Consider the following 24,715-nt stretch of genomic DNA (forward strand, 5'->3'; position numbering starts at 1 on the left):
TATTTGCACTTGTTTAGCTCTTGTTTTCATTTTAGGGCTTTACTTTATAAATCTGATAAATAACGATAATTCCAATTATAACTTACTCGTCCGGCTACGCCTTGATGACGTCGCGAAATCCCATTTTTGATATCATCTCCAATATTTTGTGTCTGTATTCTCGAATCCTGATTATATTTGAGTGTCCCGCCGAGATGATGATTCTTAAATGCTCTCTCATATTGCAATATAGCTTCAAAAAATTCCGTCCGGTCGCCGTCACCACCACTTTCCTGTTTCATTTTCTGCTCTGTCGATACACGATTAAAGACAAGCTCTCCAGCCTCATTTCGGTATTTTTCCGCTTTCCATTGTTCCGGCCATTTCGTACGTTTGATATAACTGCTGTTATTCGTATCATATCCAAAACGTCCGACGAAACTCAGACCTTTTGTTATAAAATCTAATTTTTGTTCTAAAGTAACGTTTGTCTGAATATTATTTTCCCATGTTTCGTTGTATCCGGTTTGTGTGGCAAGTACCCACGGGTTTGTCTGATTTCCTGTCCCATAGGCAGGCACATAGCCGTTAGAATACATCAGAGGGATACTAATAGGTGTCTGTCCCATAATGGAATGCCAAATATCACCGCCTAATCCGGGTTCATTCACTTTTTTCAAAGAACCGGATACTCCTACTTTAAGCAGAGTGGTTTTAGTGATGTCAATATCTGTATTCAAACGGTAGTTCCAACGCTTGGAGTTTGCATTGGTATTATAGTCTTTTTTCAAATTACTGTCTGTTTTGTACATTCCCTGCTCTTCTATATAACTGGCAGACACGAAATAACGGGCAGTATTACCGCCACCATTCATGTTTACAGTAGCACGGTAGCTCATTGCCCCATCTTTCATCAGTATATCTTTCCAATTCACATTCGGATAAAGGTCTGGATCTAATCCTAAACGAAGTATCTCCAACTCGTAAGGCTGGTAGAGAGGTTCTTGGGCACGTGTAATACGGGCTTCGTTTAACATCTCGGCATACGTATAACCATCTACGAAAGAGGGAGTGACAGTACGGGTATTATACGAGGTCTCGACCTTTGCATCAATATTTATTTTACCGGCTTTACCATGCTTGGTTGTAATCAGTACTACGCCATTGGCTCCCCGTGAACCGTAGATAGCGGTAGTAGACGCATCTTTCAATACTGTAAACGATTCAATATCTTCTACATTGATTTCGTCCAGGTTACGTTCAAATCCATCAACCAATACTAATGCGGAGTTACTGGCTCCAAAAGTTGAAATACCGCGAATCCAAAACTCTGAGGTATTCTGCCCCGGCTGACCAGAGGTCTGCATCGCCAATACTCCGGCAACATTACCAGCTAATGCATTGGACAGATTTCCTGTCGGATTAGATTTTAAGTCGTTGATATTCACGGTTGTGATAGCACCAGTTACCGTCAGTTTCTTTTGGACTCCCGTACCGGTAATCACAACTTCGTCAATCACACTGGCTTCTGACTCTTTCATGACGACATTCACCACTCGTTGTTCTTTTACCAGTATTTCCACTTTATCAAAACCGATGTATGAAAATATCAGGCGATGGTAAGGTTCCATCTTTATCTTGAAACGTCCGTCTATATCTGTAATGGTCCCTAAGCCAGCAGCATCACGTACGGTTATATTTACACCAATCATCGGTTCCTTATTGCTATCTGTAACAATTCCTGTTACTTCGATGGTCTCTTGTGCTTGCATGCCTAAAGCATAGCAGAACAACCAAAGAAATGTTATCAGAATCTTTTTCATATTTCTGCGTTTATCGTCATTTACTTAAAATTTGCTTCTTCTGCCGTATCTTCATCTCCTTCTTCCAATGCAATGGTACGAATGGAATGGTTCTCCACGTCTCCTACATAAAACGTTTCCGTTTTTTCGTCATATGCTAATGCGGCCGGGCGATCAAAACGTGCCTTTTCTCTCAACTCTCCATCTATGTTTCCATAAGGATTGGAATTGAGTGCAGAACTACCTCGACCAGCAAAGGTTGTCACACTGCCTTCCGGAGTAAGAATACGGATACAATGGTTCATCTTGTCTGTAAAATAGAAATCATAAATATCTTCTTTCCCTTCTGCTTCATATTCCTTATTTTTCACAAATACGCCTTGATAGGGTGTATTCAAACGTGCTTTGTCACCTGTACCGTCTACCCAATCGGCACCACCGACAGAACCACAGAACAAATAGGGAACACCAAATTTCTTTTTGGTCGGATTATAATCTGTACGCATGATATAGTGTTGATTTACCACGACAATATATGCATAACGTCCAGTTGGATGGATAACAATGTTAAATTCCCAGTTGACATCCTGAATAGTAAATAATTGCACCTTTTTACTATAATCGAATTCTTGCTTCAACTCATCCCAAGCTGTGCGATAATTGTATTTATAAACTTGTCCCTGTGAGTAACTATTGTAATATAGTTCACCATTAACCGGATGTACTGCCGAACCGTTACATGCTTTTCCTTCCATCAACGGCTGAGGAGTTACATTGAACTGTTCATGAACCGCTTTATTTCTATCTCGCACTAAATAGTAGTTGTTCACATCTGTATCTCCTCCTCTGTCACACGCTATAATCATCGTGTCTTTTAGTCCATCTCCCTTGCCTAAAGCCCACGTAATCGTACGAGGACGACTTAAGTTGACATTCGTATTGGTATAAATATATTTGTTTTTTAAGTCCAGTACACGTAACGGACGGTCACCACTTTCCGGGTCTTGCTCTAAATAAAGAATATCTTTATTTTCTGGGTCAAATGAAAACCAGGTAGGCTTGTCAATGCCGCCACAGTCATCAAAAGGACCATTCTTTACCTCATAAGAACCATTTTCTTCTTTTTTGCCGCACAATGTAGAAACAACCATTGAGCGTGTGTAATTAAATTTTTTTTCCGCTTCTACTGTCTGCGCTTGTTCGCCATTACCGACTGTCAACACGAAATTTCCTTTAAAAGCTTTTTGAGGTACAATGGCATACATGCAATCACCAAGTACATTGATCACAACTGCATTTTTCCCCCCAATGGTAAGTTTAACTGCTGATTTATCAACTCCGAAATTCTTCCCATATATTACAATAAATGAATTTCCACCACCAGAATCTGGTGTAAAGTCTGTAATTTCCACCGGCTTGCTGGGATCATACGGTAAAGCGGTTGAACCGCTTTCTTCGTCGTCTTTGCAACTCCAAAAACAAATAGTGCATAATGCCAGTAATATCCATCGGCACTCCTGCATTACTTTTCTCATTGTTCTACATTGCATGTTTCTCATTTTAATCCATTGTTTAAATAAAACCGTTATTTATTATCCGTCAACATCTTTTGCATAAGTACTTGCATCCAGTATCCGCCAATTACCGAACGAGCCCTAAAACCGACCCACTGCCCGCTGTCTGTATAATGCCAGTCACTGATAGGAACACGTGATACCATTTCATTTACATATTTATAAAGGGGATTGATGAATCTCTCAAATGTTGCTTGATCAGATGTCATAGATGCCGTCCACATAATCCAGTCGGACTTAGTATATTCTTTCCGAGAATCTAATGGCAGTCCATAAAGGTTTTGTTTGGACAAGTAATATTTTATTTCTTTTTCCATTACATCATTCGGGAAAATATTCAATTTCCACATTTTGTCCCATACCATATTATACTTCTGGCTCCAAGTATTTTCACGGTCAAAAGCTAAACGATAATGATCTCCTTCATTTGCCATGGTCTCCCACTTCAATGCCATCTTCCGAGCTATCGTCATATACTTTTCAGCTATTTCATCCATACCGAGCATACGGGCTAGTTCGGCATATCCTGCGACTCCCATTATTGCTTTTACCGAAAGGTTGGCATTATGTGCCCAATGTCCTGCAAAATCATCGGTACAAAGTTGGTTGGCCGGGTCTTGCCCATGTTCTACCAAATAGTCGGTCCACGTGGTCAATATGTCCCAATATTTTTTTGCATAATCAGCAGTTCCTTCTATTTTTGCAATAGCTGCTGTTAGAATTACCATATTACCGCTTTCTTCAATCGGCATATCACCACCGTAGACTTGTCCATTAGCAACCGGATAAGTACCAATATCGTGTGCGGCAAAGGGTTTATTCCAACGTCCACTGGCGCTGTACTCAAAAATGCTAGTCATCATTCCTTTTAATAATTCTGGATTATAGGCTAAGAAAAGAGGGGCAGAGGGATAGGTTAAATCAACAGTATTAATGCAACCATTGCTATTGTTTTCTTTAGAGAAAAACAGTAAGTTCCCTTGTTTGTCTTTAAAAAGTTTATGAGCGGAAATTACTTGACGATATGCAGCAGAACAAATCTCAGCATATTTCTTTCCACCCACTTTTTCAGCATCGTCATAAATCATCTCATCAAATGCACGACAACGTTCCATTATGGAAAAATAATTGTCACGCATATTCTCAAAAGCATCGAAAATACTAATTTTACCGTCATGTTTCCAATATCCCATGCGTCTCTCATACATATATTCCACAGAATAAATATCATCATAACCAAGCATCATGAAACCAGAACTGCCATTTTGAGATACATTTCCTAAATTGTGTACATAGGCCATAGCAGGATTATTCTCTTCTTTACGGGTTATCCATTTATTTTTTGCAAAAGCCAATGTACCATATTTGATAAATGACTCTTTCATCTTAAAATAATCACCCAGGCTTACCGATTTCCCCACTCCATTTATTCCGGCAAGGTATACATATCCCCAATCTGCACAAATTAAATCGCCTCTGCGGTCACATATAGGTTGATCTATCGAACCGGCTTCGACATAACTAATACCATTCTTCGATAAAGTACGGGCAACTGTCGGCTGGTTACTTTCATTGACAGTCAGTTCGGGAGTTGTCTCTATATAGAACTGTACATCATGTTGCTTTTTATCTAAAGAACGTACGCGATAGGAAACATAATTGATAGGAGTTGACAGTAAATCCAAGTCATCCATCAATTGTGGAGCCGTAAACACAACATCTAATTCTACAGGACCACATGCAAAAGTATAATAGGTAGAGGTCGCTAACACATTTACTGATTTCTGAATAGCCTCATCTGTGAATTTCACCGCATTTTCCTTTTCGCGGTATAATCCGAAATCAACATAAGAACCTCCTGTAGTATTATGACAATGAACTGCTATCACATTCTTTCCATTACGTAGCTTTTTCTTTACATCATTTGAGAGTTCCAAATAAACATCATTTTTCCAGACAAGACCTGTGGAAACTATTTTTTCCCCATTCAAATAAAGTTCAAATACATCGTCGTGAGAATAGACTAAATAAATCTTCTCTCCTTTTTCCCAATCATTCAACTCAAATGTACGGCGAATATAAATGTCTGTATTTTCTCCTTTCCATTCCGTATGGACACGCTTCATTTCATGACTTCCAAAGGCTGCTTTACCTTTTTTCCACCCATTGTCATCAAATTGAGATTCTTTCCAGTCATCATCAGGTTGACTATTGGTATATACTGCTTCCCAATGTTCAACATTAGTCATGGGAGCAATAGGTACTAAATTGATTTTGTCTTTTCCCATGAAACGATACACCTTCCCATCCACACGTAAAGCACCTAACAATGGTTTCTTTGCATTCGTCCAATGTTCTGTAATTCCTTCCATCAACTTATCATAGGGAGACCAGATTGAAAAATAAGGGTCTGAAACAATAATAGGTACTGACGGAGCACGCAGTGCTACTTCTTTTACCGGTTTAAACAAGTCTGTACTTTGGGCATTAGCAAGTAACCCCCATAAGAAAACTGCTATTGTTAGTAATGTCTTCATAAGTATTTGTTTTTAAATAATTTACTATTTTAAGGTTATCCGTTCAACAATCATATTTATTTTCAGAAAAACTAATCTCTATCTCCTTACAATCCTTATTTCATCTTTTACCTTAAATTATAGACTATCCCGTCTTTACACTTTAGACCCTTTCTGTTACAATTTTCATCCTATATATAGAAATCAGTACTGTCGAATCATTACATTGTACCAGGTTATAGTTCCCGAACACGTATTATTTTCACAATATTTCCATTTAAAGACATGGCAAATTAATGAAATAAATAACAAAAATTAGGAAAATATCCATTCAAGAAAGGACAAAATCTATTCTTTCTTATTATTATAACCAAATTCCCAGACAAGGTAAAGAGGTAATATAAAGCAATTGAGCAATAATTATTCTTTTTTTCAATAATTATTACTCAAATACTTTACAACAATATTCCTTAAAATCTTCTAAGATATCGGTGGCTGCCCTACATATTCTTTAGGAAGCACACCATATCGTGCTTTAAAACATTTGGCAAAATAAGAAGATGATGTAAATCCGACTTGCACGGCAACTTCCGAAATCCGCGTGCCTTGCATAATTAATTCAGCAGCTTTGTTCATTCTGAGTGTTTTCAAATAATCATTAGGTGACATTCCGGATAAAGCTTTTATTTTCCTATAGAAATTAGAACGACTCATATTCAACTGCTCTGCAAGGGCATCTACAGAAAAATTTTCATCTGCAAGTTGTTCTGCAATTATATTTTGGATTTTTTCTATAAATTCACAGTCTCTTTGGGACATAACGAATTCTGTGGCAGAAACAGCCACTTTTTCGTTGGCTAATCCAACCATAAACTTATGAAAGGCTTGCCTCAACTTCAACAAATTTTCAATTTGAATATGAAGTTGCTTAATGGAAAACGGTTTTTCAACATATACATCTGCACCACACTCGAGCCCTTCTACCTTAGACTCCAAAGTTGTCTTTGCCGTTAACAAAATGACTGGAATATGTGAATAATTAATATCAGACTTTACTTTATTACAAAACTCCAAACCATCCATTTCAGGCATCATAATATCACTGATGATGACATCTACACTTTCTTGTGTAAGTACTTCTAGCGCTCTATAGCCATTAGAAGCTTTTAATACACGAAACCATTTAGACAACGAATCTCGTGTCAGATTTAATAATTCAATATTATCTTCAACCAATAGTATGGTAAATTTCTTTCCAGAAAATTCTGAAACTTCCCCTCTTACTCCCTCTAGGTTTACTGAATCTGTATCTATTATTTTTTCCTCTTGCCATTCTCGTATCGGAAGGGTCAGTACAAATGAGGCACCACCAGACGGATTATCCACTAAGTACAAACTTCCTTGATGAGCTTCTGCCAAAGATTTCGCAAATGCTAAACCAATTCCCGTACCTGCTTTCGACGCTATCTCATCATCTGGAAGCTGATAAAAAGCTTCAAAGATTTTTTGTTTTTGAGTATCTGGAACTCCCGGTCCATCATCATTTACCTGTATCTCATATTCCGCATTATTTACAACAAGCTTTATTTCAATATTTTTACGGGCATATTTAATGGCATTTCCAACTAAATTAACAAGAATCTTACTTAATTTATCTTTATCCGCCATTGATATTAATTCACATTCCGGAAACGTTAAAGTAAAATGAATACCTTTCAGTTCTGCAGGCCCTGTAAACTGATTATATACATCTCGGATAAGCCCTTTAATATCGCAATTTTTTAAATTCAAATAAAAAGTTCCGCTTTCCATTTTCTGGAAATCGAGCAACTCATTAGTAATACCTAACAAATAATTTACATTCTTATCAATAACTGACAAATATTTACTCTCTTCTTCTTTTTTAATTTCTTCTTGCAGTTTTTCTAAAGGAAGCCGAATTAAACTAAGCGGCGTACGTATTTCATGTACCAGATTAATAAAGAAATTAATTTTCGACCTATATACTTCTTGCTCCTTAGCTATCTGAAACTTTTCCATCCGTCGTCTATATTTATGTTTAACACGAAGATTCCATCTCCAAGCTAACCATGCAACCCAGCTTAACAACAAAAGGACATAAATTACATAGGCCAAATTACTACGCCACCAGGGGGGAGTAATTTCTATTAACAACGTGGTAGCTTTTTCATTCCATTGATGGTCATTGTTAGATGCTTGTACTTTAAATTCATATTCACCTGGAGGTAAATTCGTATAAGAGACAGTATTATTATTAACATTTATGATCCATTCTTTATCCACTCCTTCTAATATATAAGAATAACGATTTTTTGTCGGATCTTCAAAACTGAGAGCTATAAAACGGATTGTAAAACTGTTATTTTTATAAGATAATGTTACTTTATCCGCCAAATAGAGTGGTTCACCTAATTCAAATATTTTTTTCATCACTTGTTTGTCTGTTGTTTGATAAGGTAAGCGAATATCTGTAACATAAACTGGGGGAATGTATTTATTATCAACAAACCGATCCGGTTGAAAAACATTAAAACCATTAATTCCTCCAAAATAAAAATACCCTTTAGATGACTTCAACGAAGAACGAGACATAAATTGATTTCCCTGTAATCCATCACTCATAGTGAATTGACGGAAATGATTTTTGGTCACTGGATTTATCTTAAAAATACCAGCGTTACAAGAAATCCAAAAATCACCGGTCTGGTCCTGTTCTATAGAATAAATCACTTTATTAGGCAATAAGACATTCTCTGCATCAAAATCTATAAATGTTTCCGTTTTAGAATCAAAAGAGCAAAGTCCTCCTCCATTTGTTCCAAACCACATAACACCTCTCATATCTTCAAACAAAGTAATTATAGAATTACTTGTTATTGTGGTCGAATCTGAACGTTCATGACGAAAATGTTTCCAATGTGCATTTTGGGTATTATATAAAAAGACTCCACTCTTAGATGTAGCAACCCAAAGATTATTATACATATCCTCGTGAATATCTACAACTGAAATCATGTATCCTACATTTGTCATTGTACGGAAATTATCAACAACGGGGTCATATTGGCATAACCCTGAACTTGTTCCCACAAAAATGTTTCCTTTCCTATTCTTATAGATAGACAATACATCATTACTGCAAATCGTATTGGGAATTTCACGTGAATGCATATAAGCCTTTACCGCCCCAGTACGCAAATTAATGACCCGTATGCCTTCGGCATAAGTGCCTACCCATAAATAATCTCCATCCAACAATAAAGAACGGATATCATATTTCTGATATTTAACTCCGCCAATAGAATATTCGTAAAGTTCACGAGTAGAAACATTAAAAAAATACAGGCCATTCTGGGTGCCAATCCATATATTGCCGTCCTTATTTTCACAAAACGGACCTACCACTTCACCGGCGGCCGGCGATCCAAGCAAATAAGCCGGTGAATAATAATCAAAATGTTTAGTCTGTTTAGACATATAATTAACCCCGCCCAGATTGGTTTGTACCCAAAGAGCGCCTTCGGCATCCCACATCATATCGTTTACAGTCTGATCGCTCAGACTTCTGGGGTCTGCCGGATTGTCCACACGCAGAAAAGCATGGGTCGTGCAGTCGAACAGATAAAGTCCGTTGTCCGTACCGACCAGCAATTCCTTCTCCGTATATTCCAACAGACAACGGATAGTTCCCAAATTCAGTGATGAAGCGGCATAATTCTCAACTGTTCCGTCCTCCTCATGTATCCGGCTTAACAGGTTGCTCCCCGCACCTACCCAAATATCTCCTTTCACGCTCCGGATACAATTAATCCGGTAACTATCTGAAGCGTTCACATCCGGAGAGACTCTATACGACTTCAAAAAAGCACCGTTTTCATCAAAACAAAGAAGTCCTTCCTGTAAAGAAGAAATATAGACTCTCGTCTGGTCATGACTCTCGCAAATGTCCCACACAAAAGAAGTCTGAATACTATTCTGTGTCAGCATATCGGTTTTCGGGTCATAAATAAAGAACCCCTGTCCTAGAGTGGCAATCCAGAGAAGTCCGTTTTTAGTTTTAATTATCTTTTTAATCTCACTACTTATATAGACTCCGTATTCCGTCGTTTTATTAAAATAAGAGAACCTGTCAGTAGCACGGTCATAAATGTAAAGTCCGGAATTGGTCCCAACCCATATATTCTGTTCCACCTCTATCAAGGCTTCTACAAAATTATTCTCTAATGAAAATTTGTCATTCAATACATTCCGATAGACTTTATTTCCTCTGCCGTCATACCGGTTCAATCCGTCGCTAGTACCCAGCCAAATGAAACCATAACTATCTTGAAGTGCACACCACACCGTATTATGTGACAACCCATCTTCAACCTGATATTTCTTAAATGAAAAATAAGGAGAAGCAGATATGGTTTCTACCCCTACAATCAATAAAAATAGTATGATTTTAGCCAATTTCATTATCATGTGTTTTTATAAATACAGACTACCGGTTTAACCACGGTTCCGGATTCAGTTTTTCTTTCTCACGACGTAACTGGAAATGCAATACGGTTCTTCCATTGTCCGTACCATCGGAGAAAACCTGTCCGATAGACTGCTTAGTCGTCACCGTATCACCGGATTTCACAGAAGCAGAAGACAAGTTACAGTAGACGGAAATGTAGTTGCCATGCCGGATAAGAACATTAAATAGCCCGTTCAACTGGAATACCGCCGCCACCTTTCCATTAAAAATAGCACGTGCCTGCGCTCCGGGCTTTCCTTGAATGTCAATCCCTTTATTGTCCAGTTTCACATTGCGCAATCCTTCTACCGCATATTGTCCGTAATGACTGGTTATAATGTAAGGACCGGATATAGGCATCGGCAGTTTTCCTCGGTTAGCGGCAAAATTGCCGGACAATTCCCGGTCTGCCTTACTCATTGTATAAGCTTCCAACGGCCTTGATTTCGAATTTGCCGCCCTCTCCGCTTTCCCCGGATTGCTCCCTTTACCTTCTGCTTTTCTACGTGCGGCAGCTTCCCGACGGGCTTCTTCTTCAGCACGCTTACGAGCACGTTCTATCTCCTCCGCAATCAATTTATCGATACGGGCATTCAACTGGTTGGCTTCTCGCCGTTTCTTGTTTATCTCGCTCTGTAATCCTCTCTGTTTTTTTTGCAGACTGGCAACCAAGGTTCTTTTTTCCTTCTCTTGCGCTTCCAGCTTTACTTTTTCATTTTCACGCTCTTTCAACAGATTTTCTTTAGCAGACTTCACCTGTTCACGTTCAGCCTTCTTCTTTCGTATCTGTTCCTGTTTTTTCAAGATTTCCTCTCCCTGCAACCTTTGATAAGTAGCGTATTCACGAACATAACGCATTCGGCGGTAAGTCTGGCTAAGATTTTTAGCTGAAAAGATAAACATCAGTTTCTCCTCTATCGACTTGTTCCTATACAAATACTGCACGGAAGCTTCATATTTCTTTTTCTTATCCTTTAAATCTTTTTGCAGTTTGTTCAACTGCCGCTGTAAAGAGGCCAGTTCCCGTTCGATTGCCTCCACATCATTGTTTATGGCAAGGATATAACGTTTCCGCTCCTCAATCTGCCCGGTCAACACCGCCAGGCTGTTCAACTGGCTTCCCACATCCTTCTTTGTATTCTTTAAGATTGATTCCGTTTCGGATATCTGTTTCTGTAATGCACCACGCTTACTCTCCAGCTCACGAATCAACTTATTCGACTGAGCGGAAAGAGGGATTGCCAACCACAAACAACCAATCAGAATTACAAAGACACGTTTCATCATAACAAAGCTGCCAACATTTTAACCAATTCTTCCCAAGGGACTTGCCGATATCTGGAAGTGAGTTCAGTAGGAGTCATTGAAAACTCCTTAGTCGAGAATTCATAAAGCTGCACTTTGGCTTTTTCCAACGAAGGAATCCCGATGTCCTTTCCGGACAACTCGGTTTTCCCGCCAGGTAAAGAGGCGTCTATCAATATCTTTTCCAACCGGGAAAATTCCGCATTCTTCGGTAGTACATTCTTTAATTCATCTCTGCTTGCACGGACAAAACGTTTGTTCATCCGGTCTACCAACAATACTTCATCAGGAGTTATCTCCACCCGGGCTATCTCGGTGCGCAATATAGGCATTAACAAGGAAATCTGTACCCGTTCACGGGTCTTCATCTTCATCATTCCTCCAACAGACATGCTTCCTTTCTTACCGGGAACAGTCAGTTGAAGCCTGGAAGTCAGATAACCGGATGTCCGTGCCTTCGTTTCCGACGTTTCCGAAATCACCAAACGTTTCGAGCTCTTACAGCCGGACAGTGCCACTATCACAACCAACAATAGATAAACGGCCCTTTTCATTCTGCAATGTATTTTTTCTTGTCTATCTTCTCTTTCAGCGTTTTCGACTCACTGCCCATCTCCAGTGCCTTTTTCCAATACTTTACCGCACCTTCCACGTCACCGGTCATAAAATAGATATCTCCGCAATGTTCAACGACCACATCACTCTTCTCTCCCTCATTTTTCATTGCATTATCAATATAGATACGCGCTTCCGCATAATTTCCTTTTTCGAAAAGAATCCAGGCATACGTATCCAGATAAGTAGAATTGTTGGGTTCGGCTTTCACTGTCTTATAACTCATCTCCTCTGCTTTGTCCAAATCGCGACGTTCCACAGACAGATAGTAGGCATAATTATTCAACGCACCTATATTAGAAGGATTATACACTAAAGCCGAATCATAAGCGGCATAAGCCTCTTGCATTTGTTTCTTGGTATGATAGATATCCCCCATAATCAAATAGAAATCCGAAACGATTTCCTTCTTGGTATCGGCAGTGACATGTTCCAACGCCTTGCTACAAACGCTCAGTACACTGTCTGACTGTTCTGCTTGATGATATGCAATTGCCAGATAATAATAAAGTTCCAAAGCATCCGGAGTAGCTTCAATCCCCGGCTCGCAAACTTTTATAATCTGCTTGTAGTCTTCTTTTTTCACGGCCGCGCTAACCAGCATCAAACGGGCAGCTTTATTAGTCGGGTCCAAATCGACCACCAGTTCCAATACCGGAACAGCCTCGGCTTCCATATTCTTCGACAACAGATATTGTGCATAAAGCATCGGTATCTGAGGGTCGTCCTGGTCTTGCTCCATTATCCGGGCAAACAAAGAAACTACCTCTGTACTGTCTTTCGTTGACGATTGTTCATTTTCCACAATAATCTGCCGCATGACATTGACTTTCGTCTCCGGAGTAACCTTCTTATTCAGCAATAAGGTATCCAACTGTTGCTGATACAATTCTTTCTGGCCTGTCTGTTGATAGTAAGATGCCATAGAGAACAGCGCCATCGGATTATCCGGTTCGGCAGCTAAAACCTTCTGATATGTTTCATAAGCTTCTTGTTCTTTTCCATTCTGAAGATACACGTCTCCCAATATCACTTGGTAGCGCAAATCCATCGGATATTCCTGTACCAGGCTTTCAATCTCCCGAAATGCCTTTTTATCGTCTTTCATCTGGAGATAAATACGAAATTTCTCCATAGACAACTGTTCATTCTTTCCCAGACGTTTTTCCAAACGGTCCAGCGTTGAAATCACATCATTATACTTTTCCTGGCGGTTATAAATATCAAGAAGATTAAACAAAGGATCTTGTTTGGCCGGGAAGCGGACCACCATTTCTTCAAGCAAGGCCACAGCCTTGTCTAACTCGTTTTGCTGCAAATATAAACTAGCCAACCCCTGACTATACCAGTAATTATCAGGGGCATAAGCTACAGCTTTCTCCAATGCGGCCTGTCCTTGGGGAACTTGGCGAAGAAACATGTAATATTGGGAGATTTCATACAGTGCGGAAGATGCATTCGGATGGATGCCCAAGCAATGCTGCAACAAACCGAAAGCCGTATCATATTCTTTTTTCTCCTTCATCCGCATCGCTTCTAAGAAGAAATAATCATATTTCCGCTGTTCTTCTGCAGAAAGCTGTTGTTCCGGAGTTTCGCACGCTACAGGCTTTTTCTTCTTATCTTTCTTCTTTTTCGCTTTCTCTATCAATGCCTTCGTACCGATGGCATACCCTGACACAACCGCTGTCCCTCCCACTACAGCACCGGTCACTTGTGCCGCTCTACAGAAAGTCTGCAAACATATAACCAACAATAAAAATAATACGACTCTTGTTTTCATTTCTTTCCTGTATGTCCGAAGCCTCCGGCTCCACGTTCTGTTTCATCCAGCACTTCCACCTCTTGCCATACGGCTTGTTCATGCTTTGCTATTACCATCTGGGCAATACGTTCTCCATCTTCAATCACAAAGGCTTCAGATGAAAGATTGACCAGAATGATACAAATCTCTCCCCGATAATCCGCATCAATCGTTCCGGGAGAATTAAGTACGGTAATTCCTTTCTTAACGGCTAGCCCGCTACGTGGCCGCACTTGGGCCTCGAACCCTTTCGGAAGAGCGATATACAGCCCGGTAGGAATCAGGCAGCGCTGCAAAGGCTCCAGAATGACAGGTTCGGAAAGATTGGCACGGATATCCATCCCTGCAGAACATTCGGTGGCATAGGCCGGAAGCGGATGCTTCGATTTATTGATAACTTGGATATTCATAAGTACATGTTTACTATTTAACGGGCGAAAATACACATTTTGAACTGAAAAATAGTTAAGTTTGCAGTTAAATAATAAATAATGACCCAATTTGCCGATAGCCTTGCAAGAACAGAATATACGTACTGGTACATCGGCTTGCTTGTACATTGAAAAATTAGACACCATGAATTGGAACCAACTGATATCCGCAAAACGTTTCGGAATGGAAGAATTCCACGAAGAACGCCAGGAAAACCGCTCGGAATTTCAACGAGATTACGACCGGCTCATATTCTCCGCCCCTTTCCGCCGGTTGCAGAACAAAACGCAGGTATTCCCCCTGCCGGGCAGTATTTTCGTACACAACCGACTTACGCACAGCCTCGAAGTATCCTGCGTGGGACGCTCACTGGGTAATGATGTCGCCAAGGCAATTCTTGAACGTCAGCCCGAACTCCGGGATTCTTTTTTGCCGGAAATCGGTTCCATCGTATCCGCCGCCTGTTTGGCACATGACCTCGGCAATCCTCCTTTCGGACACTCCGGCGAGCGGGCCATATCGACCTTTTTTTCTGAAGGGAAAGGACAATTTCTAAAAGAGAAACAACCGACAGGAGAACAATTATCCCCGGTTGAGTGGGAAGATTTGACACACTTCGAAGGAAACGCAAACGCATTCCGTCTACTTACCCACCAATTTGAAGGACGCCGGAAAGGAGGATTCGCCATGACCTACACCACTCTGGCCTCCATCGTGAAATATCCTTTTTCATCAAGCCTTGCAGGAACAAAGTCGAAATTCGGTTTCTTTGTCAGCGAAGAAGAGAGCTTCCGGAAGATTGCCACAGAACTGGGCTTAACATTACTCAACGGGCATCCGCTGAAATATGCACGCCATCCATTGGTATATCTGGTGGAAGCTGCCGATGATATCTGTTACCAGATGATGGATATCGAAGATGCCCACAAACTAAAGATTCTTACTACTGAAGAGACAAAAGCTCTGTTAATGTCTTATTTCGATGAAAAACGGCAGGAACATATAAGAAAAACATTTCACATCGTCAACGACGTAAACGAACAAATCGCTTATTTACGTTCCTCCGTCATCGGCTTATTAATAAGAGAATGTACCCGCGTATTTCTAGACCACGAACAGGAAATACTATCCGGAATATTTGAAGGAACCCTTATCAAACATATTTCCGAACGTCCGGCAAAGGCCTATAAACAGTGTTCCGAAGTATCCATAAAAAAGATTTACCGCTCACGGGACGTATTGGATATCGAATTAGCCGGTTTCCGGGTTATCAGCACACTGCTCGAACTAATGATAGACGCTGTAACTTCTCCCGGAAAAGCTTACTCCGAACTTTTAATCAACCGGGTTTCCAGCCAGTATAATATAAAAGCGCCCGTACTCTACGAAAGAATACAGGCGGTACTTGACTATATCTCAGGAATGACTGATGTTTTTGCTCTCGACCTTTACCGCAAAATCAACGGCAACAGTCTGCCTGCTGTGTAACAACTTTAGGAGTAAACGCCTCATCTTTCTCACAAGGCATATTCAACGCATCCGGATGGCTCTCGATAAATGTCTGGATGTGACGGATACGCTTTTCCTCTAATATTTCATCCACAGCAATCAGGATTCCGGTCTCTTCCACATCACCGAAATCATAATTGATAGCCGTCCCGAACATCCGCATGGTAGGACTTAAGCTCATATAAGCATTCACCAACGGCGGAATATTATACCCCAGTTTGCGAATCTCACAATTCAGGATTTTATAATCTTCCTTGAACGTATTTTTACAGAACAAAGCAGCCAGTTCCTCTTCGGAAGTCTCGGATTTCAGAGGTTCCATCGGAGTGACAAGATGCTCTTTGTCCCAAAAATGCTTTTTAAGGAAATAAAGAATCATATCGCGGCCCCGACGGTGATAACTGGGATACATAGTCACCTTGCCAAAGAAATATTTCACATTCGGCATCACGACAGTCAACGCTCCCAAACCATCCCACAAATTATCCAACGCAAACAAGCCCTTGCTGCCGGCACGGGTAGACTGATACTCAAGCGTCACGAACGAACGTCCCAGCTCGATGGTCTGCGGCAAATATTCCCTGATAAACGTATCCGAAAAATGGAACATATGGGAAGTAGCCAGAATCGGGGTTCCCTTTTCGTCAAAACGCACATCCGTTCCGAGCAGATACCGGTAACCTCCCAAGATTTCTTCGGCTTCAGGATTCCACACGATTAACTGCTTATAAGGATGTTCCATCGTGTCGTATTCATCGATATCCATAGACATACCGGTTCCCCCACCGGCAGCACGAAAAGCTATCTCACGCAAGCGGCCGATTTCTCTCATTACGTTAGGAGCATTCTGGTGAGTAATAATATAAATCTGATTATTACTTTTGTTCGTCATCCGCAAGCGTTTGTCTTCCGTCAATTCAGCTTTCAGCAATTCCTTGCTTACCGGTTTAATAATCTCTTCCATATTTCTTGTTATAGTTGTTCTATCAGTTACAGTTTATATACAATATCCTTCACGTACTCAGCCCACTGTGCAGGAGTCTTCGATTTATCAAAAGTTTGCCAAGGAATCGGTTTGCCGAAAGTGACAGTAAAAGTTTTATGGCGGTTTTTAAACATTTCATCCGCCAGATACAACATAGCGATGTTAAACTTAATGCCCAATGTTTTACAAATATTCGCCAGATTGTAGAAAAAATCAGAATTCCTCCCCCCAAAGTGTACCGGTATCACATCGCGTTTTGTCTGTACGCTCTTTACCACAAAAGTTTTTTTCCATTCCAAATCACGGATTACCCCATCCTGGCGGCGCGAACACAATCCGGCAGGAAACATAATCAACTGGTCGTCAGATTGAAAACCCGCTTCCACCATTTTCGGGAAATCCTTCGCCTGCTTTCCCGTTTTATTGATAGGAATACATAGCGGAGCAAGCCCGTGCAAATTCATCAATAAGTCATTCACCAGATATTTCACTTTTCCTCCGTAATGACGTCCCAGCACATAACCAAGTGCCACGCCATCCTGTCCGCCCAGCGGATGATTGGAAACAAAAGTGAACAAACCGTTTTCAGGCAGATTTTCAAGCCCTTTCACATCCACTTTCGCATCCAGAAACCCCATACATGCCTCCAAAAAGTCTACCCCTACCTTATCCTTCGATTCATTCAGGAACACGTTTATCTCATCCTGATGAACAATCCGTTTCAAATAAGAAATCACAAATTTAGGGATGTACTTATAATGCTTCGAAGCCTTCGTCCGAAGTATCTTATCGACATCAATCAAAAATAAAGAGTCATCAGTCATTCTTTTCAAATAAAAATGATGGCACAAAATTAACGGTTCTTTTTTATTAATCGCAATAATTTGGTAGAAAATGCAGGATTTAAGTTCACATCGGGTAAAAACAACACCCGAAAACTATCAAATAAGACCTAAAAACTATCCGTGGATAGTTTTCCCCCTAAATAAAGTCGGATTCTCCCCCGTCCGGGTTCAAAAAACGCCGTAAACTTGCAACATCAAAATTTTCACAACGAATATTCACAATCTAAAAAACAACGCATATGAAAAGTTTAAGCTTCAGAAAAGACCTGGTAGGAGTACAGGATGAATTACTCCGTTTTGCATATAAACTGACAACCGATCGTGAAGAAGCAAACGATTTGTTGCAAGAAACATCATTAAAAGCATTGGATAACGAAGACAAATACACCCCCGATACGAATTTCAAAGGATGGATGTACACCATCATGCGTAATATATTTATAAACAACTACCGTAAAGTAGTTCGTGACCAGACGTTTATCGACCATACCGATAACCTCTACCACCTGAACCTGCCGCAGGACTCCTGTTTTGAGAGCACGGAAAAGGCTTATGACCTGAAAGAGATGCACCGCATAGTCAACAAGCTTCCCAAAGAATACAGAGTTCCCTTCGCAATGCACATTTCCGGTTTCAAATATCGGGAAATTGCAGAGAAGTTAAACCTGCCGCTGGGTACAGTCAAAAGCCGTATTTTTTTCACCCGCCAGAAGTTGCAGGAGGAACTGAAAGATTTTCGCTAAATAAACCTTAACTACAATAGTTTACAAATTCCGGAATTATTTTTTTATGCAGATTAAGTTATGCCAGTAAGCAAGGGGTTGTCCGGTTTTTCGGACAACCCCTTGTTATTAGTTACTGTAAAAGAATAAAAGACTCGAGATTCCTTTATTTCTTCACGAACAATAATAGTTTCAAGCTTATCGAATGATATTCTTTATGGACTTACAGACTGTAAGTTTTAAAATCGAGGAACTGACGATTGCAGACAGTTCTTCTTCCCATGTTCTATCCCTCCCGCCAATCGTCAGCCGGCCGGAAAATAAACATTCCCGACATCTGCATAAAATTTCCCCACTCAAATTACTTTCCAATCCCAACTTCCTTTATACAGACAAAATATTCAGGATTCACACTTATATTCCCCCACCGGAGACGCCTTCCGGAAGAAGCGTCATTTTCAAGCAAATAGACATTTAACATTCGGTTGAAAACTTCTCCAAAAGTTTTTTCGGGAAAATTGTGGGGAATTGTGGGGAAATTCATACTTTTACGGTCGCTTATTATAATAAGGTAATGATACGTTTTTTAGGTAATATTGAAGCCAGGGCAGATGCCAAAGGAAGGGTATTCATACCCGCGACCTTCAGAAAGCAGTTACAGGCCGCTTCTGAAGAAAGGCTCATCATGCGTAAAGACGTATTTCAGGACTGCCTGACTCTGTACCCTGAGAGCGTGTGGAACGAGGAATTAAATGAATTGAGAAGCAGACTCAACAAATGGAACGGCAAGCATCAACTCATATTCAGGCAGTTCGTGAGCGATGTAGAGATAGTAGCCCCCGACAATAACGGGCGTATATTAATTCCTAAACGGTATTTACAGATATGCAGCATACATGGAGACATACGCTTCATCGGTGTCGACAACAAGATAGAAATCTGGGCGAAAGAACGGACAGAACAACCTTTCATGTCTCCCGAAGAGTTCGGTGCGGCACTAGAAGAAATTATGAATGATGAAAACAGATAAGATGGAGAAAGATGAACTGACATACCACATACCCGTATTGCTCAAAGAAAGTGTTGACGGAATGAAAATTCGTCCGAACGGAACATATGTAGACGTAACGTTCGGAGGAGGAGGCCATTCACGCGAGATTCTCTCACGGCTTGGGGAAGGAGGACGACTGCTCGCCTTCGACCAAGACGAAGATGCGGAGCGAAACATAGTCAATGACACTCATTTCACATTCGTACGCAGTAATTTCCGTTATCTCCATAACTTCCTGCGTTATCATGACATCGAACAGGTAGATGCGGTTTTAGCCGATTTAGGAGTATCGTCCCACCACTTCGACGACAGTGAACGCGGTTTTTCCTTCCGCTTCGACGGAGCCTTGGACATGCGTATGAATAAACGGGCAGGACTTACGGCGGCAGACATCCTGAATACCTATGAAGAAGAACGCCTGGCGGATATCTTTTACCTATACGGTGAACTGAAGAACAGCCGTAAACTGGCATCAGTCATCGTAAAAGCCAGAAACAGCCAATCCATCCGGACCATCGGAGATTTTTTGGAAACCGTCAAACCGCTCTTCGGGCGCGAACGCGAAAAGAAAGAGCTGGCAAAAGTATTCCAGGCATTACGAATCGAAGTAAACCAAGAGATGGAAGCATTGAAAGAAATGCTACAAGCTGCAACCGAAGCGTTAAAACCCGGCGGACGGCTGGTTGTAATCACCTATCATTCGCTGGAAGACCGTATGGTAAAGAACATCATGAAGACAGGCAACGTAGAAGGCAAACCTGTCAGTGACTTTTTCGGGAACCTGCAAACTCCCCTTCGCCCCGTCAACAACAAAGTCATTGTCCCCGACCAGGCGGAAATAGAGAGAAACCCACGGTCAAGAAGCGCCAAATTACGGATTGCAGAGAAGAAATAACAAGAGAGAACCTATGGAAGAAGAAGCAATAAAGAAGAAAGCGGCAGAAGAGGAAAAAGAAGAAGGGAAAAAGAAGAAAAAACGCACTTCACTGAAAAGTATCCTGGGCGGAGACATCCTGGCTACCGACTTTTTCCGTCGCCAGACGAAACTGCTGGTACTTATCATGGTGTTCATCATCTTCTACATCCACAACCGCTATGCCAGCCAGCAACAGCAGATTGAAATAGACCGGTTGAAAAAAGAACTGACAGATATTAAATATGATGCGCTGACCCGCAGCTCGGAGTTAATGGAAAAAAGCCGCCAGTCACGCATCGAAGATTATATTTCAAATAAGGAAAGCGATTTGCAGACCTCTACCAATCCGCCTTACCTTATTAAATAAGCCGAGAGAGTTGAAAACCGAGAGTTGAGAGTTTTAAAAGAGTAAATACTGTGGCAGTAAATAAAAAAAACATAATGACCCGTTACTTCTTCGTCATCCTGCTGATGGCGCTGATAGGAGTAGCAATTGTCGTAAAGGCAGGCATTACGATGTTTGCCGAACGGCAATACTGGCAGGATGTAGCCGATCGTTTCGTAAAAGAGAACGTAACAGTAAAGCCCAATCGTGGAAACATCATTTCTTCCGACGGGAAACTAATGGCAAGCTCTTTGCCCGAATACCGGATATACATGGATTTCATGTCCGGCGAAAAAGACGAGAAACGGAGAAAGAAAGACCAGGCACGTCGCGACTCCATCCTCAACGCAAACATGGATTCCATTTGTGCCGGACTCCACAGGATATTTCCTGACAAGAGTGCGGCCCAATTCAAGGCACATCTTAGGAAAGGCCGCCGGGCTAAAAGCCGTAACTATCTGATTTATCCGAAACGCATTTCCTACATACAATACAAAGAAGTTAAAAAACTGCCTGTTTTCTGTTTGAACCGTTACAAAGGCGGATTCAAGGAACTGGCTTATAACCAGCGTAAAAAGCCCTTCGGCTCGCTGGCTGCGCGTACATTGGGAGACGTGTACGCCGATACGGCCAAAGGAGCCAGAAACGGTATAGAGCTTGCCTTTGATACGCTCCTACGTGGAAAGAACGGGCTGACTCACCGCCAGAAAGTGATGAATAAATACCTGAACATTGTCGACGTACCGCCGGTGGACGGATGCGACTTGATTACCACCATCGATGTCGGCATGCAGGATATATGCGAGAAAGCGCTGGTAGACAAGCTGAAAGAGTTGAATGCCAGCGTAGGCGTAGTCGTGCTGATGGAAGTAGCCACCGGAGAAGTGAAAGCCATCGTCAATATGACACAGGGCAAAGACGGCGAATATTATGAAATGCGCAACAATGCGATTAGCGATATGCTCGAACCGGGTTCCACCTTCAAAACAGCATCCATCATGGTAGCCCTCGAAGATGGCAAAATTACTCCGGACTACGTTGTGGATACCGGAAACGGACAAATGCCGATGCACGGACGAGTCATGAAAGACCATAACTGGCATCGCGGAGGATATGGAAAACTCACCGTCACCCAAATCTTGGGAGTCTCCTCCAACGTCGGTACATCCTACATCATAGAACATTTTTACGGCAGCAATCCGCAAAAATTCGTGGACGGTCTAAAACGGATGAGTATCGACCAACCCCTCCATCTGCAAATCGCAGGAGAAGGCAAACCGAATATACGCGGCCCGAAAGAACGTTACTTCTCAAAAACCACCTTACCGTGGATGAGCATCGGTTACGAAACACAAGTCCCGCCAATCAATATTCTGACATTCTATAACGGAATAGCCAACAACGGAGTGATGGTGCGCCCGAAATTCGTAAAAGCGGCAGTAAAAGACGGAGAAACCGTAAAAGAATATCCGACGGAAATCATCAATCCCAAGATTTGCTCGGAAAAGACACTGGCTCAAATTCGCGAGATTCTCCAAAAAGTGGTCAGCGAAGGACTAGCCAAACCTGCCGGAAGCAAACAGTTTCACGTTTCGGGAAAGACCGGGACGGCACAGATTTCACAAGGAGCGGCCGGATATAAGACCGGAAGGACCAATTATCTGGTAAGTTTCTGCGGTTACTTTCCATCGGAAGCGCCTAAATACAGCATGATTGTCTCCATTCAAAAACCGGGATTACCCGCTTCCGGCGGACTGATGGCCGGCAGCGTGTTCAGCAAGATAGCAGAAAGAGTCTACGCTAAAGACCTGCGGCTGCCGCTCACCAATGCAATTGACACCAATACCGTAGTCATTCCCCACGTAATGGCTGGAGAAATGAGGCAAACCCAACGGGTACTGGAAGAGCTGGACATCCACATACAAGGGAAAATCACCGATTCGGGGAAAGAAGTATGGGGGAGCACTCATTCCGCTCCGAAAGCCGTGGTTTTGGAAAGCCGGGGAATCATGCAGGACTTTGTGCCGAGCGTTATCGGCATGGGAGCCAAAGATGCAGTCTATCTACTGGAAAGCAGAGGACTAAAAGTCAACCTGGTCGGAGTAGGCAAAGTCAAAAGCCAATCGATAGCCAACGGAACCATTATAAAGAAGGGACAGACGATTACCCTCACAATGAACCGGAAATAGAAACAAATACATTATATAGAAGAAACAATGTTATTAAACAAATTACTGAAAGCAATCCAGCCGGTACAAATAACCGGAGATTCAAACATAGAAATCACCGGAATCAACATCGATTCCCGTCTGGTAGAAGCCGGACAACTCTTCATGGCTATGCGTGGTACGCAAACAGACGGCCATGCCTATATACCTGCCGCCATCGGGAAAGGCGCGACTGCCATCCTTTGTGAAGACATGCCGGAACAGCCCGCAGAAGGTATCACCTACATACAAGTAAAAGACAGCGAAGACGCCGTAGGAAAAATCGCCACGACCTTCTACGGCGATCCCACCTCCAAAATGGAACTGGTCGGCGTTACCGGAACAAACGGAAAAACGACAATCGCCACCTTATTATATAATACCTTCCGTTACTTCGGATACAAAGTAGGACTTGTTTCCACCGTCTGCAATTATATCGACGACGAAGCGATTCCGACGGAACACACCACCCCCGACCCGATCACACTCAACCGGCTGCTGGGACGAATGGCAGATGAAGGATGCAAATACGCATTCATGGAAGTCAGTTCTCATTCCATCGCCCAAAAACGAATCAGCGGACTGAAATTTGCAGGAGGTATTTTCACTAACCTCACCCGCGATCACCTCGACTACCATAAGACAGTAGAGAACTATCTGAAAGCAAAAAAGAAATTCTTCGACGATTTGCCGAAAAGCGCATTCAGCCTGACCAACCTCGACGACAAGAACGGATTGGTAATGACACAGAATACGCGCTCCAAAGTCTACACATACTCGCTAAGAAGCCTTAGCGACTTTAAAGGCCGGGTACTGGAATCGCATTTCGAAGGAATGCTGCTCGACTTCAACAACCGTGAACTGGCAGTCCGGTTCATTGGGAAATTCAACGCCTCCAATCTGCTGGCTGTATTCGGAACTGCCGTGTTGCTCGGTAAAAAAGAAGAAGACGTGCTCATAGCTCTCAGCACTCTCCACCCGGTAGCCGGACGTTTCGACTCCATCCGTTCTCCGAAAGGAGTTACCGCAATTGTCGATTACGCCCACACGCCGGATGCATTGGCAAATGTGCTGAACGCCATACACGGAATACTCGAAGGAAAAGGAAAAGTAATCACAGTAGTCGGTGCAGGAGGCAACCGCGACAAAGGCAAACGCCCCATCATGGCAAAAGAGGCGGCCAAAGCCAGTGACCGTGTTATCATCACCTCGGATAACCCGCGTTTTGAAGAACCGCAGGACATCATCAACGACATGCTGGCAGGACTCGATGCGGAAGACATGAAAAAGACCCTGAGCATCGCCGACCGCAAGGAAGCGATACGTACTGCCTGCATGCTGGCAGAAAAAGGAGACGTGATACTCGTAGCCGGAAAAGGCCATGAGAACTATCAGGAGATAAAAGGAGTGAAGTATCATTTTGATGACAAAGAAATATTAAAAGAAATTTTTAAATAACGGACAATGTGCCGATATGCCGGCCGACAGGTAAAACGGACCAGAGAACCGACGGCATACCGGGACATGGATAAACAGACAA

16 protein-coding genes and 1 pseudogene are annotated in these 24,715 nt (G+C 41.9%); 7 read left to right on the forward strand and 10 right to left on the reverse strand.

The genetic code is table 11. The features are described 5' to 3' along the window. Positions 1–50: 50 nt before the first annotated feature. The 8 genes and pseudogenes from Q5076_RS12700 to dut form a co-directional block, all read right to left on the reverse strand. A pseudogene (locus tag Q5076_RS12700) lies at positions 51–1,802 on the reverse strand (SusC/RagA family TonB-linked outer membrane protein); the annotation flags it as partial. Positions 1,803–1,822: 20 nt separating this feature from the next. Beyond that, positions 1,823–3,316 carry an IPT/TIG domain-containing protein gene (locus tag Q5076_RS12705; RefSeq protein ID WP_303013873.1) on the reverse strand — a complete coding sequence of 498 codons (1,494 nt, stop codon included), beginning with the start codon at positions 3,314–3,316 and terminating at the stop codon, positions 1,823–1,825. A gap of 50 nt (positions 3,317–3,366) precedes the next feature. Next, on the reverse strand, positions 3,367–5,892 hold the full coding sequence (locus Q5076_RS12710) for a DUF4965 domain-containing protein (protein ID WP_303013874.1): 2,526 nt from the start codon (positions 5,890–5,892) through the stop codon (positions 3,367–3,369). 459 nt (positions 5,893–6,351) lie between these two features. Next, positions 6,352–10,353, reverse strand: coding sequence for a hybrid sensor histidine kinase/response regulator transcription factor (locus tag Q5076_RS12715; RefSeq protein WP_303013876.1), 4,002 nt, complete (start codon positions 10,351–10,353; stop codon positions 6,352–6,354). A 25-nt stretch (positions 10,354–10,378) separates the two neighbouring features. Further along, a complete protein-coding gene (locus Q5076_RS12720; RefSeq protein WP_303013878.1) occupies positions 10,379–11,686 on the reverse strand; it encodes a murein hydrolase activator EnvC in 1,308 nt (435 codons plus the stop codon). Beyond that, entirely contained in the window at positions 11,683–12,258 is a 576-nt protein-coding gene (locus Q5076_RS12725; protein ID WP_303013879.1) for a DUF4292 domain-containing protein, read from the reverse strand. Before Q5076_RS12725 ends, Q5076_RS12720 begins: the two co-directional genes overlap by 4 nt. Further along, positions 12,255–14,102, reverse strand: a complete 1,848-nt coding sequence (locus Q5076_RS12730) for a tetratricopeptide repeat protein (protein ID WP_303013880.1) — start codon at positions 14,100–14,102, stop codon at positions 12,255–12,257. Before Q5076_RS12730 ends, Q5076_RS12725 begins: the two co-directional genes overlap by 4 nt. After that, complete coding sequence (gene dut, locus Q5076_RS12735; RefSeq protein WP_303013881.1) at positions 14,099–14,533, reverse strand: dUTP diphosphatase; 435 nt, start codon at positions 14,531–14,533, stop codon at positions 14,099–14,101. The genes Q5076_RS12730 and dut overlap by 4 nt, the downstream gene beginning before the upstream one ends. A 166-nt stretch (positions 14,534–14,699) precedes the next feature. Here dut and Q5076_RS12740 point away from each other — a divergent pair, with 166 nt between their 5' ends. Further along, positions 14,700–16,043, forward strand: coding sequence for a deoxyguanosinetriphosphate triphosphohydrolase (locus Q5076_RS12740; RefSeq protein ID WP_303013882.1), 1,344 nt, complete (start codon positions 14,700–14,702; stop codon positions 16,041–16,043). On the opposite strand, the gene Q5076_RS12745 is transcribed toward Q5076_RS12740, so the two are convergent. After that, complete coding sequence (locus Q5076_RS12745) at positions 16,015–17,028, reverse strand: GNAT family N-acetyltransferase (protein WP_303013884.1); 1,014 nt, start codon at positions 17,026–17,028, stop codon at positions 16,015–16,017. The two genes, Q5076_RS12740 and Q5076_RS12745, sit on opposite strands and share 29 nt — an antisense overlap. A gap of 26 nt (positions 17,029–17,054) precedes the next feature. Then, on the reverse strand, positions 17,055–17,873 hold the full coding sequence (locus Q5076_RS12750; RefSeq protein WP_303013886.1) for a 1-acyl-sn-glycerol-3-phosphate acyltransferase: 819 nt from the start codon (positions 17,871–17,873) through the stop codon (positions 17,055–17,057). 260 nt (positions 17,874–18,133) lie between these two features. Here Q5076_RS12750 and Q5076_RS12755 point away from each other — a divergent pair, with 260 nt between their 5' ends. The 6 genes from Q5076_RS12755 to Q5076_RS12780 all read left to right on the forward strand — a co-directional run bounded on the left by Q5076_RS12755 (position 18,134) and on the right by Q5076_RS12780 (position 24,633). Continuing rightward, positions 18,134–18,637 carry an RNA polymerase sigma factor gene (locus Q5076_RS12755; protein ID WP_303013888.1) on the forward strand — a complete coding sequence of 168 codons (504 nt, stop codon included), beginning with the start codon at positions 18,134–18,136 and terminating at the stop codon, positions 18,635–18,637. Between the two features lie 553 nt (positions 18,638–19,190). Beyond that, positions 19,191–19,646 carry a division/cell wall cluster transcriptional repressor MraZ gene (mraZ, locus tag Q5076_RS12760; protein WP_303013890.1) on the forward strand — a complete coding sequence of 152 codons (456 nt, stop codon included), beginning with the start codon at positions 19,191–19,193 and terminating at the stop codon, positions 19,644–19,646. A 1-nt stretch (position 19,647) separates the two neighbouring features. Then, complete coding sequence (rsmH, locus tag Q5076_RS12765) at positions 19,648–20,562, forward strand: 16S rRNA (cytosine(1402)-N(4))-methyltransferase RsmH (RefSeq protein WP_303013921.1); 915 nt, start codon at positions 19,648–19,650, stop codon at positions 20,560–20,562. 13 nt (positions 20,563–20,575) lie between these two features. Then, positions 20,576–20,950: an FtsL-like putative cell division protein gene (locus tag Q5076_RS12770; protein WP_303013892.1), complete on the forward strand. Its 375-nt coding sequence runs from the start codon at positions 20,576–20,578 to the stop codon at positions 20,948–20,950. Positions 20,951–21,024: 74 nt separating this feature from the next. Continuing rightward, a complete protein-coding gene (locus Q5076_RS12775; RefSeq protein ID WP_303013922.1) occupies positions 21,025–23,157 on the forward strand; it encodes a penicillin-binding protein in 2,133 nt (710 codons plus the stop codon). 27 nt (positions 23,158–23,184) lie between these two features. Further along, a complete protein-coding gene (locus Q5076_RS12780) occupies positions 23,185–24,633 on the forward strand; it encodes a UDP-N-acetylmuramoyl-L-alanyl-D-glutamate--2,6-diaminopimelate ligase (RefSeq protein ID WP_303013893.1) in 1,449 nt (482 codons plus the stop codon). Positions 24,634–24,715 lie beyond the last annotated feature (82 nt).

This window comes from uncultured Bacteroides sp. (assembly GCF_958445495.1).
Taxonomy (GTDB): domain Bacteria; phylum Bacteroidota; class Bacteroidia; order Bacteroidales; family Bacteroidaceae; genus Bacteroides.

Coding starts and splice junctions, on each gene's coding strand:
- Q5076_RS12705 (WP_303013873.1), bottom strand. CDS start 3,316: ATGAGAAAAGTAATGCAGGAGTGCCGATGGATATTACTGGCATTATGC.
- Q5076_RS12710 (WP_303013874.1), bottom strand. CDS start 5,892: ATGAAGACATTACTAACAATAGCAGTTTTCTTATGGGGGTTACTTGCT.
- Q5076_RS12715 (WP_303013876.1), bottom strand. CDS start 10,353: ATGAAATTGGCTAAAATCATACTATTTTTATTGATTGTAGGGGTAGAA.
- Q5076_RS12720 (WP_303013878.1), bottom strand. CDS start 11,686: ATGATGAAACGTGTCTTTGTAATTCTGATTGGTTGTTTGTGGTTGGCA.
- Q5076_RS12725 (WP_303013879.1), bottom strand. CDS start 12,258: ATGAAAAGGGCCGTTTATCTATTGTTGGTTGTGATAGTGGCACTGTCC.
- Q5076_RS12730 (WP_303013880.1), bottom strand. CDS start 14,102: ATGAAAACAAGAGTCGTATTATTTTTATTGTTGGTTATATGTTTGCAG.
- dut (WP_303013881.1), bottom strand. CDS start 14,533: ATGAATATCCAAGTTATCAATAAATCGAAGCATCCGCTTCCGGCCTAT.
- Q5076_RS12740 (WP_303013882.1), top strand. CDS start 14,700: ATGAATTGGAACCAACTGATATCCGCAAAACGTTTCGGAATGGAAGAA.
- Q5076_RS12745 (WP_303013884.1), bottom strand. CDS start 17,028: ATGGAAGAGATTATTAAACCGGTAAGCAAGGAATTGCTGAAAGCTGAA.
- Q5076_RS12750 (WP_303013886.1), bottom strand. CDS start 17,873: ATGACTGATGACTCTTTATTTTTGATTGATGTCGATAAGATACTTCGG.
- Q5076_RS12755 (WP_303013888.1), top strand. CDS start 18,134: ATGAAAAGTTTAAGCTTCAGAAAAGACCTGGTAGGAGTACAGGATGAA.
- mraZ (WP_303013890.1), top strand. CDS start 19,191: ATGATACGTTTTTTAGGTAATATTGAAGCCAGGGCAGATGCCAAAGGA.
- rsmH (WP_303013921.1), top strand. CDS start 19,648: ATGGAGAAAGATGAACTGACATACCACATACCCGTATTGCTCAAAGAA.
- Q5076_RS12770 (WP_303013892.1), top strand. CDS start 20,576: ATGGAAGAAGAAGCAATAAAGAAGAAAGCGGCAGAAGAGGAAAAAGAA.
- Q5076_RS12775 (WP_303013922.1), top strand. CDS start 21,025: ATGACCCGTTACTTCTTCGTCATCCTGCTGATGGCGCTGATAGGAGTA.
- Q5076_RS12780 (WP_303013893.1), top strand. CDS start 23,185: ATGTTATTAAACAAATTACTGAAAGCAATCCAGCCGGTACAAATAACC.